This window comes from Mycobacterium asiaticum (assembly GCF_001668675.1).
Taxonomy (GTDB): domain Bacteria; phylum Actinomycetota; class Actinomycetes; order Mycobacteriales; family Mycobacteriaceae; genus Mycobacterium; species Mycobacterium asiaticum_D.
Map to the genome: position 1 here is coordinate 25,491 of NZ_LZKQ01000287.1, position 9,892 is coordinate 35,382.

The following is a 9,892-nucleotide window of genomic DNA, read 5'->3' on the forward strand; positions in this document are numbered from 1 at the left end:
TCTCCCTAGTCCGGCCTATTTGCTTGCCCGCGCCCGACGGGCATCCAGCACCACCTGAACGATCAACACCAAAACCGCCACCCCCATCAGCAGCGTCGACAGCGCATAGGCCCCGTACTCCACGCCGCGGTTGTAGCGGTCCGACACCAGCAGGGTCAGCGTCTGCGACTGGCCCGGCAGGTTGGACGACACCATGATCACCGCGCCGTATTCGCCGAGGGTACGCGCAATGGTGAGCACGATGCCGTACGTCAGGCCCCAGCGGATGGATGGCAGGGTGATTCGCCAAAACGTCTGCCACCAACCCGAACCCAGGGTGGCCGCCGCCTGCTCCTGGTCGGTGCCCAGTTCGTGCAGTACCGGTTCCACCTCGCGCACCACGAAGGGCAGCGTGACGAAGACGCTGGCCAGCACGATGCCGGGCAGGCCGAAGATGATCTTGAACCCGAGGTCACGTTCGACGAACCCCAGCGCGCCGCCGGCGCCCCACAGCACGATCAACGCCACACCCACGATCACCGGTGACACGGCAAACGGCAGGTCGATGATCGCCTGCAGGACCCCCTTGCCGCGGAACCGATTGCGCGCCAACACCAGCGCCGTCGGGATGCCGAAGACCACATTGAGCGGCACCACGATCGCTACCACCAGCAGGGAGAGGTTCAGCGCGGATACCGCCGCGGGCGTACTGACCCAGTCGTAGAACTGACCCAGCCCCGGCTCAAACGTGCGCCACAGGATCAGCATCACCGGAATGATAAGCAGCACAAGGATATACGCCAGGGCGGTGTAGCGAAGGAGGTAGCGAACCGAACGCGACGACGTCATGCCGACAACTCCTCACGCTTGGCCGCCCGGGCGCCGAAGAGGCGCAGGATCAGCAGCACCACGAACGAAATACTCAGCAGCACAATCGAGATCGCGGCGGCACCGACACGGTCGTCGTTCTCGATCAGCGTCCGGATCCACTGCGAGGACACCTCGGTCTTACCCGGCACCGCACCACCGATCAGCACCACCGAACCGAACTCGCCGATAGCCCGCGAAAACGCCAGACCCGCACCGGACAACAAGGCCGGCAACAACGACGGCAGCACCACGGAGGTGAAGATCTTGGGGCCATTGGCACCCAGCGACGCCGCCGCCTCCTCGGTTTCCCGATCGATCTCCAGCAGCACTGGCTGGACCGCGCGCACCACGAACGGCAACGTCACGAATGCCAGCGCGATCCCGACGCCCCATTCGGTGTGCTGCAGGTGCAGACCGACCGGGCTGTGGTTTCCGTAGAGAGCGAGCATCACCAGGCTGGCCACGATCGTGGGCAGCGCGAACGGCAGGTCGATGACCGCATCGACGAGGCGCTTGCCGAAGAAGTCGTCGCGCACCAGCACCCAGGCGATCAGCAGCCCGAAGACCGTGTTCAGCAGCGTCACGCAGACCGAGATGGTCAGCGTCACCCGCAACGACTCCACCGCCGCATGCGACGTGACGGCCAGCCAGAACGCGCTCCACCCGCCGTCGACCGCCTGCCACAGGATCGCGGCGAGCGGCAGCAGCACGATGACCGACAGCCATAGGGTCGCCACACCGACGCGCAGCGAGGTGCTGCCTGCGCGGCCGACGGCGGGCGCCTCGTCGGCGGGCTGATTCGGGGTCGTGATCACGGTCATCCGGTGGCCTGCGTGTAGATCTTGGTGATGCTGCCCCCGCTCTTGTCGAACAGTTGCGGGTCGACCGTGGCCCACCCGCCGAGATCAGCGATGGTCCACAGCTTCGCCGGCACCGGGAACTGGCCCCGGAAGGCGGCCGCCACCGACGGATCGACCGGCCGGAACCCGGCCTCGGCCCACAACCGCTGCGCCGCAGCGGTGTACTGGAAGTTCTTGAAAGCCGTCGCGGCGGCCAGATGGGTTCCCGTCACGATCACCGCCATCGGGTTCTCGATCTTGAATGTCTGCGGCGGCGTGACGTGCTCGACCGGCTTGCCGGCGTGCTCGGCGGCGATGGCTTCGTTCTCGTAGCTGATCAGAACGTCGCCGCTGCCCTGGACGAAGACATCGGTGGCCTCCCGTCCCGAACCTGGACGCATTTTGACGTGTTCCCTTACCAATCGATTGACAAACTCGATGCCCGCCTGCCCGTTACGGCCGCCTTCGCTCTTGACCGCGTACGGCGCCAGCAGATTCCACTTCGCCGAGCCGGAGCTCAGCGGGCTGGGGGTGATGACGTCGATCCCCGGGCGCAGCAGGTCATCCCAGTTTCTGATGTTCTTCGGGTTGCCCTTGCGCACCACCAGGGTCACCACCGACCCGAACGGAATACCCTTGGTGGCGTCGGTATTCCAGTCTTTTGAGACCTTGCCCGACTTGATCAGCCGGGTGATGTCCGGCTCGACGGAGAAGTTCACCAGGTCGGCGGGCTTGCCTTCGGCGACGCCGCGCGACTGGTCACCGGAGGCACCGTAGGAGGTGATCACCTGCACGCCGTTGCCTTCTTCGGAGGCGTTAAACGCCGGAATCACCTTGCTCCAGCCGGGTTCTGCCACCGAATACGCGACCAGCGTGACAGTGGATTTCGCGTTGGCCAGTCCCCCGCCGCCAACGACATCGCTGGGGCCGCCGCGGCATGCCGCCAGGACGCCGACGAGACCGAAGACGAGTGCCAGCGCGACGGAGTGTCGCCGACGCGGCACGCGTCTGACGTCGTCGGGGAACATCTGCGACATTGACGACCTTCCGGGGCGGGACATATGGATCGGGTGTCCCCGTAGCTACGGAATGGCAATCAGGCAAATTCGAGGGATCTCACGAACTCACACCAGGCCGCGCACGGGTCGGGAGTCAGCGACAACAGTGTGCGTCGGCCATGGGGCAAACCACCACGGCGCAAATAGCGCAGCCGGACGCCACGACGTGGCGATCCAAAACACCGGCTGCTGCATGCATGTCGCGAAGCCTAACAGAGTTCTCACAGCTGGCAATTCGGCGGGCGATGCAGTGTGTGAGCAACGGACTCAGTGCGTCAGCAACCACATCAGGATCACCAAAGCGACCAGTGCGACCAGGATCAGCGTGACGTGCGAACGGGGCATCCGGCTATCCGGAGGCCTCGTCGGAATGACGGGCCCGGCGCAACAGCTGGATTCCCCTGCCCAGCGACGCGTCCAGGACCGTTGCCAGGAAATACGCCATGAACAGAACGACCGGCATGACCGTCAGGGCCTGGAGCACGAAGGGCAGGCCGGAGAGCCACAACTCGACCCCGTCCCACCAACTCAAGAACCCGTTCACCGCGTCCACCCTATTGGTCCGGCCATTTGAAGCCAACGTGAGCCGAAAGGCCAGTGGGCGTTCCTGGCCGCCCCGGTAACACGTAGGTTGCGGCGGTGGACGCGAAGCGGGTCGACGTTCGATGATGTCGGGATGGTCCTGCACGCCGACTCTGCCGACTCAGTCAACGACCACCTCGCATCTTCGGTCGACGAGCTGCCCGCGATACCTCAGCCCACTGGGCTGGCGCCGATCGACGCTGCCGCCGCCGAACTCGACTCGCTGGCGCCCTACGTTTCCAATTCCCCCTCGCGCAACCCGTTTCCCCCAATCGCCGACTACGCCTTCCTGTCCGACTGGGAAACCACCTGCCTGATCTCGCCGGCCGGCTCCGTGGAGTGGCTGTGCGTGCCGCGGCCGGATTCCCCCAGCGTGTTCGGCGCGATTCTGGACCGTAGCGCCGGCCACTTCCGGATCGGGCCGTACGGCGTCTCGGTGCCGTCGGCGCGGCGCTATCTGCCCGGCAGCCTGATCATGGAGACCACCTGGCAGACGCACACCGGCTGGCTGATCGTGCGTGACGCGCTGGTGATGGGCCGCTGGCACGACATCGAGCGCCGGTCCCGCACGCATCGGCGCACCCCGATGGACTGGGACGCCGAGCACATCCTGCTGCGCACCGTGCGCTGCGTCAGCGGCACGGTCGAACTGATGATGAGCTGTGAGCCGGCGTTCGACTACCACCGCGTCGGCACCACCTGGGAGTATTCGGCCAACGCCTACGGCGAGGCGATCGCGCGGGCCGCCAAACAACCCGACGCTCACCCGACGCTGCGGCTGACCACGAACCTCAACATCGGGCTGGAAGGCCGCGAGGCGCGCGCCCGCACCCGGATGAAAGAGGGCGATGACATCTTCGTGGCGCTGAGCTGGACCAAGCACCCAGCACCGCAGACCTACCAAGAGGCCGCCGACAAGATGTGGCAGACCACTGAATGCTGGCGGCAGTGGATCAACATCGGCAACTTCCCGGACCATCCGTGGCGCGCCTACCTGCAGCGCAGCGCGCTGACCCTGAAGGGTCTGACCTACTCGCCCACCGGCGCGCTGCTGGCCGCCAGCACCACCTCGCTGCCGGAGACGCCGCGCGGCGAGCGCAACTGGGACTACCGTTACTCCTGGATCCGCGACTCCACCTTCGCGCTGTGGGGCCTCTACACGATCGGCCTGGATCGGGAGGCGGACGACTTCTTTGCGTTCATCGCCGACGTCTCCGGTGCCAACAGCGACGAGCGGCACCCGCTGCAGGTGATGTACGGCGTCGGCGGCGAGCGCAGTCTGATCGAAGAGGAACTGCACCACCTGTCCGGCTACGACCACGCCCGGCCGGTCCGCATTGGCAATGGGGCCTACAACCAGATGCAGCACGACATCTGGGGCTCCATCCTGGACTCGTTCTACCTGCATGCCCGCTCCCGTGAGCAGGTTCCGGAGAACCTGTGGCCGGTGCTCAAGAAGCAGGTCGAAGAGGCGATCAAGCACTGGCGCGAGCCGGACCGCGGCATTTGGGAGGTGCGCGGGGAGCCGCAGCACTTCACTTCCTCGAAGGTGATGTGCTGGGTGGCCCTGGACCGCGGCGCCAAGCTGGCCGAGCGCCAGGGTGAGAAGAGCTACGCCCAGCAGTGGCGCAAGATCGCCGAGGAGATCAGGGAAGACATCCTGGCGAACGGCGTGGACTCCCGCGGCGTGTTCACCCAGCGCTACGGCAGCGATGCGTTGGACGCCTCGCTGCTGCTGGTGGTGCTGACCCGGTTCCTGCCCCCGGATGACCCGCGGGTGCGCAACACGGTGCTGGCCATCGCCGACGAACTCACCGAGGAAGGCCTGGTGCTGCGGTACCGGGTGGAAGAGACCGACGACGGCCTGTCCGGCGAGGAAGGCACCTTCACCATCTGCTCGTTCTGGCTGGTGTCGGCGCTGGTGGAGATCGGCGAGGTGGCCCGCGCCAAGCGGCTCTGCGAACGATTGCTGGCCTACGCGAGCCCGCTGCACCTCTACGCCGAGGAGATCGAGCCGCGGACCGGCCGGCACCTGGGCAACTTCCCGCAGGCGTTCACCCACCTGGCGCTGATCAACGCCGTGGTTCACGTCATCCGCGCCGAGGAGGAGGCCGATGGTTCGGGGGCCTTCCAGCCTGCCAACGCCCCCGTCTGAGGTCAGCTGCGCGCGCTGATCTTGTCCATCACCGCGTGGGCGATGGTGACGGCGCTGGTGTGCGGGTCCCCCGTCCCCGGGTCCGCCGAATTCTGGACGCTGAAGAAGGCGACCTCGACCTCGACCAGGCAGTTCACCCGCAACCCCAGGGCCCGGGCTTCGGGCCTGCGCCCGCCGGTCGCGCCGGCGGCCTGCACGTAGACCGTGGCGGCCAGCACCGAGTTGTCCACCCGCACCTCGGTGATTTCGTCGCTGAAATTGAGGGCGCCGCCCGAGATCGTCAGGGTCTTTCCGTTGCAGCCGTTCCACTGTTGGGTGAACTGCGCGAACAGCGCGGCGGCGTCGGCGGCGGTGGGCAGCGCCACCACGGCTTCGGCGACGCTGATGACCTTGCCGGATTCGCCTGCGCTCCACCATGTCTCACGAGCGACGTTCTTGACGTCGGCGGATTCGTAGGCGCTCCTGATGGTCATCGTCGAGACCCCGGCGCATTCGGCCGGCTGAATGTCGCCGAGCCCGGCCTGCAGCTTTTCCCGACCACCGAACCGCGGGGGCAGGCGAGGGTCCCCCTTGAACGGTTGACCGAGCATGTTGGCCAGCACCACGTCGTCGACCAGCACCCCCTTGATCACCTCGCCGGTGAGCGGATTGGGCTTCAACCCGGCCGCCGGGCGGGCGGTGCCGGCGATGGCGTGGGTGCAGCCCGTCAGCAGTGAAACCGCCAACAGTGCGGCGGCCCAGCGGGATTTCATCGAATGCCTCTCTGTTTCGACCTCAACTCATGCCGGCCACTTTGCGCAACATGGTTCTGGCGAGATCGGTTGCCCTGCTGCCGGTTTGCAGGTGCGGCCGCACGGCGACCTGCACATCCACGATGACATCGGACTCGACGCCGACGGCACGCTCGACTGGGAACTGCGGGGTGTGGTGGTTGTCCCAGCTCAGGATCGTGGCCAAGAGCAGCGATCCACGCACCTGGACATCCGTCACCTGGTGATAGAGCTGGGTCTTGCTGGAGTCCCAGGTGAACATCGTCAGCGTGGTGCCTTGGCAGTGCTGCCACTGCCGAGTGAATGTTGCGAACAGCCGCTCGGCATCGGCCGTCGAGGCGAATTTGATGGCCGCTGCGGTCGCTTTCGACGCCGCCACATCGAAGTCATAGTTCCAGTAATCCTGCACCGCGGCGTCTCGCACGGGGCCCTTTTCGTACACGATATGCATCCGTGGGCTGACGGCCCCGAGGCACTCGATGGGTGCGGCATCCTTGTCGGTGCGAATCCCGTCGGGCAGTACCTCGATACCGCCGACCCGCGGCGGCGGATTCTGCTGCAGCTCGTTGCCGACCGCCGCGCGGATCTCTTCGTCGGTGGGCATGATCTGGACGACGGGCGCCATCGACGGTGGCGACGGCGAATACCGTGCGGTGCCGTCCACGGTGGTGGCGCAGCCGGTGATCAGCAGCCCGGCGCACAGCGCGATCGCGCGAGCACGGCCCGTCCCCGCGAAAGGCATCGCTATTTCTTGCCCTTGTCCCCCGAAGTCTCGGTGGACAGCGCCGCGACGAACGCTTCCTGCGGCACGTCCACCCGCCCAATGGTTTTCATCCGCTTCTTGCCCTCTTTCTGCTTCTCCAGCAGTTTGCGCTTGCGGGTGATGTCGCCGCCGTAGCACTTGGACAACACGTCCTTGCGGATGGCGCGGATGTTCTCTCGGGCAATGATTTTCGAACCGATCGCGGCCTGCACCGGTACCTCGAACTGCTGGCGCGGGATCAGCTCCTTGAGCTTGGTGGTCATTTTGTTGCCGTAGGCGAATGCCGAATCCTTATGGACGATGGCGCTGAACGCGTCGACAGCCTCGCCCTGCAACAGGATGTCGACCTTGACCAGCTGGGCTTCCTGCTCGCCGGCTTCCTCGTAGTCCAGGCTGGCATAACCACGGGTGCGCGACTTCAGCGAGTCGAAGAAGTCGAAGATGATCTCGCCCAACGGCATTGTGTAGCGCAGTTCCACCCGCTCCGGCGACAGATAGTCCATGCCGCCCAGCTCGCCGCGGCGTGACTGGCTCAATTCCATGATGGTTCCGATGAATTCGCTCGGCGCGATGATCGTGGTTTTCACGATCGGCTCGTAGACCGTGCGGATCTTGCCCTCCGGCCAGTCCGACGGGTTCGTCACCACGATTTCACTGTTGTCCTCTTTTTCGACCCGGTACACGACGTTCGGCGACGTCGAGATCAGGTCGAGGTCGAACTCGCGCTCCAGACGCTCGCGGGTGATCTCCATGTGCAGCAAACCCAGGAAGCCGCACCGGAATCCGAAGCCCAGTGCCACCGATGTCTCCGGCTCGTAGGTCAGGGCCGCGTCGTTGAGCTGTAGCTTGTCCAGCGCGTCACGCAGGTTCGGGTAGTCGGATCCGTCGACCGGATACAGGCCGGAGTAGACCATCGGCTTCGGTTCCCGGTAACCGGTGAGTGCCTCCTTGGCGCCATTGCGCGCGGTGGTCACGGTGTCACCGACCTTGGACTGGCGGACATCCTTGACGCCGGTGATCAGGTACCCCACCTCCCCGACGCCCAGGCCCGCACTGGCTTTCGGTTCCGGGGAGACGATGCCGACCTCGAGCAGCTCGTGGGTGGCGCCGGTGGACATCATCGCGATGCGCTCGCGTGGGGTGATCTTGCCGTCGACCACACGCACGTAGGTGACCACGCCGCGGTAGATGTCGTAGACGGAGTCGAAGATCATGGCGCGGGTGGGGGCGTCGGCGTCGCCCTGCGGGGGCGGCACCTCGCGCACCACGTGGTCGAGCAGGTCGGCGACGCCCTCGCCGGTCTTGCCCGACACCCGCAACACGTCGCTCGGCTCGCAGCCGATGATGTGGGCGATTTCGCCGGCGTAGCGGTCCGGGTCGGCTGCCGGCAGGTCGATCTTGTTGAGCACCGGGATGATGTGCAGGTCGCGGTCGAGTGCCAGATAGAGATTGGCCAGCGTCTGGGCTTCGATGCCCTGGGCGGCGTCGACCAGCAGTACCGCGCCCTCGCACGCCTCGAGCGCCCGGGACACCTCGTAGGTGAAGTCGACGTGGCCAGGGGTGTCGATCAGGTGCAGAACATGGTCCACCCCATCGACTTGCCAGGGCAGCCGGACGTTCTGGGCTTTGATGGTGATCCCGCGTTCCCGCTCGATGTCCATCCGGTCCAGGTACTGGGCACGCATCGAGCGCTCGTCGACCACTCCGGTCAACTGCAGCATGCGGTCGGCCAGCGTCGACTTGCCGTGGTCGATGTGAGCGATGATGCAGAAGTTCCGAATCTGCGCCGGCGCAGTGAAGGTTTTGTCGGCGAAACTGCTGATGGGAATCTCCTGGTCGAGCGGTTGATGAGTAAGCCCAGCGTATCGGTGCTCAACGGCCGGAACACAATTGTGGTTTCGGAGCGGGTCTGGCTGCGCGTCTATGCTGCAAACATGGCACCGGACAGGAAGACGCCCGGCAAGTCACAGTGGAAGACGTTCCAGCGGTTTGCGGAGAACCTCGTCAACGAGGCTCCGAAAGTCGTCCAGCGACTGCAGAACACGCAGGAAACGCTGCGGACCATCCAGCAAGCCGTGAAGATCACCGCCAACATCATGACGATGGGCCTGCCGGCCGCGCCCGCCGAGATCACCGCCGGCCGCCCGGTGACCAAGACCAGCTTTCCCACCGCGCAGCGGGCCCGCAAGGTGGTGTACGCGCCGGATCTCGACGGCCGGGCGGATCCCGGCGAGATCGTGTGGACCTGGGTGGTCTACGAGGATGACCCGACGCGCGGCAAGGACCGGCCGGTGCTCGTGGTGGGCCGGGACCGCAGCGTGCTGCTGGGGTTGATGTTGTCCAGCCAGGAACGCCGCGACGACGACCGGGACTGGGTCAAGATCGGCTCCGGTGACTGGGACTACGAGGGCAGAGCGAGCTGGGTGCGGCTGGACCGGGTGCTCGACGTGCCCGAGGAAGGCATTCGCCGCGAGGGCGCGATCCTGGATCGGGAGACCTTCGACGTGGTGGCCGCCCGGCTGCGGGCTGAATACTCCTGGCGCTAGTGCACTTTCTCGGCGAGGCGAATTCTGCGCGAGGCGAACCTGGCTGCCATTTTCCGCTGCGAATTTCGCAGCCACGTTCGGCTCGCGCGGCTGCATAAGCCCGGACGCGCAGTACGCGTGGCGCTGAGTTATCCCTGCGTGATGTAGGACTGCAGCTGCTGCTGCTCGGCTTCCAGTTCGCCCATCCGGGTCTTCACCACGTCACCGATGCTGACGATGCCGATCAGCTTGCGGCCGTCGAGCACCGGCACGTGCCGCACCCGGTTCTGGGTCATCAGCACGCTGACGCTGTCCACCGTGTCCGACTTCGTGCAGGTCGTGACGGCGTTG

At 65.9% G+C, this 9,892-nt stretch carries 10 protein-coding genes; 2 read left to right on the forward strand and 8 right to left on the reverse strand.

Annotation, left to right across the window (positions count from 1 at the left end; genetic code table 11):
* Positions 1-15: 15 nt before the first annotated feature.
* The 4 genes from cysW to A9X01_RS24015 all read right to left on the reverse strand — a co-directional run bounded on the left by cysW (position 16) and on the right by A9X01_RS24015 (position 3,290).
* Positions 16-828 (reverse strand): sulfate ABC transporter permease subunit CysW, encoded by an 813-nt coding sequence (cysW, locus tag A9X01_RS24000; protein ID WP_065123120.1) that lies wholly within the window; start codon positions 826-828, stop codon positions 16-18.
* Positions 825-1,670 (reverse strand): sulfate ABC transporter permease subunit CysT, encoded by an 846-nt coding sequence (cysT, locus tag A9X01_RS24005; protein ID WP_065123121.1) that lies wholly within the window; start codon positions 1,668-1,670, stop codon positions 825-827. The genes cysW and cysT overlap by 4 nt, the downstream gene beginning before the upstream one ends.
* Entirely contained in the window at positions 1,667-2,716 is a 1,050-nt protein-coding gene (locus A9X01_RS24010) for a sulfate ABC transporter substrate-binding protein (RefSeq protein WP_065123125.1), read from the reverse strand. The genes cysT and A9X01_RS24010 overlap by 4 nt, the downstream gene beginning before the upstream one ends.
* Before the next feature lie 379 nt (positions 2,717-3,095).
* Positions 3,096-3,290 (reverse strand): hypothetical protein, encoded by a 195-nt coding sequence (locus tag A9X01_RS24015; RefSeq protein WP_065123126.1) that lies wholly within the window; start codon positions 3,288-3,290, stop codon positions 3,096-3,098.
* A 231-nt stretch (positions 3,291-3,521) separates the two neighbouring features.
* Here A9X01_RS24015 and A9X01_RS24020 point away from each other — a divergent pair, with 231 nt between their 5' ends.
* Positions 3,522-5,483, forward strand: coding sequence for a glycoside hydrolase family 15 protein (locus A9X01_RS24020; protein WP_436405301.1), 1,962 nt, complete (start codon positions 3,522-3,524; stop codon positions 5,481-5,483).
* 2 nt (positions 5,484-5,485) lie between these two features.
* Here the strand turns inward: A9X01_RS24020 and A9X01_RS24025 are convergent, their stop codons facing one another.
* From A9X01_RS24025 to lepA, 3 genes are read right to left on the reverse strand one after another with little or no spacing between them, the layout of a single operon-like run.
* The gene (locus tag A9X01_RS24025) at positions 5,486-6,235 is read right to left on the reverse strand and encodes a sensor domain-containing protein (RefSeq protein WP_065123122.1); all 750 of its coding nucleotides are present in this window, start codon (positions 6,233-6,235) and stop codon (positions 5,486-5,488) included.
* A gap of 22 nt (positions 6,236-6,257) precedes the next feature.
* Positions 6,258-6,995 (reverse strand): sensor domain-containing protein, encoded by a 738-nt coding sequence (locus tag A9X01_RS24030; protein WP_065123123.1) that lies wholly within the window; start codon positions 6,993-6,995, stop codon positions 6,258-6,260.
* 2 nt (positions 6,996-6,997) lie between these two features.
* Complete coding sequence (gene lepA, locus A9X01_RS24035; RefSeq protein ID WP_081282597.1) at positions 6,998-8,845, reverse strand: translation elongation factor 4; 1,848 nt, start codon at positions 8,843-8,845, stop codon at positions 6,998-7,000.
* 105 nt (positions 8,846-8,950) lie between these two features.
* On the opposite strand from lepA, the gene A9X01_RS24040 reads away from it, so the two are divergent.
* Complete coding sequence (locus A9X01_RS24040; protein ID WP_065123128.1) at positions 8,951-9,562, forward strand: type II toxin-antitoxin system PemK/MazF family toxin; 612 nt, start codon at positions 8,951-8,953, stop codon at positions 9,560-9,562.
* 128 nt (positions 9,563-9,690) lie between these two features.
* Here A9X01_RS24040 and A9X01_RS24045 read toward each other — a convergent pair.
* On the reverse strand, positions 9,691-9,892 hold a 202-nt coding region (locus A9X01_RS24045; RefSeq protein WP_081282269.1), incomplete at its 5' end, for a CBS domain-containing protein.

Excerpts from the sequence above, each read along its gene's own strand:
- A9X01_RS24010 (WP_065123125.1), bottom strand. The coding sequence starts at position 2,716 with ATGTTCCCCGACGACGTCAGACGCGTGCCGCGTCGGCGACACTCCGTC.
- cysT (WP_065123121.1), bottom strand. The coding sequence starts at position 1,670 with ATGACCGTGATCACGACCCCGAATCAGCCCGCCGACGAGGCGCCCGCC.
- A9X01_RS24025 (WP_065123122.1), bottom strand. The coding sequence starts at position 6,235 with ATGAAATCCCGCTGGGCCGCCGCACTGTTGGCGGTTTCACTGCTGACG.
- cysW (WP_065123120.1), bottom strand. The coding sequence starts at position 828 with ATGACGTCGTCGCGTTCGGTTCGCTACCTCCTTCGCTACACCGCCCTG.
- A9X01_RS24040 (WP_065123128.1), top strand. The coding sequence starts at position 8,951 with ATGGCACCGGACAGGAAGACGCCCGGCAAGTCACAGTGGAAGACGTTC.
- A9X01_RS24030 (WP_065123123.1), bottom strand. The coding sequence starts at position 6,995 with ATGCCTTTCGCGGGGACGGGCCGTGCTCGCGCGATCGCGCTGTGCGCC.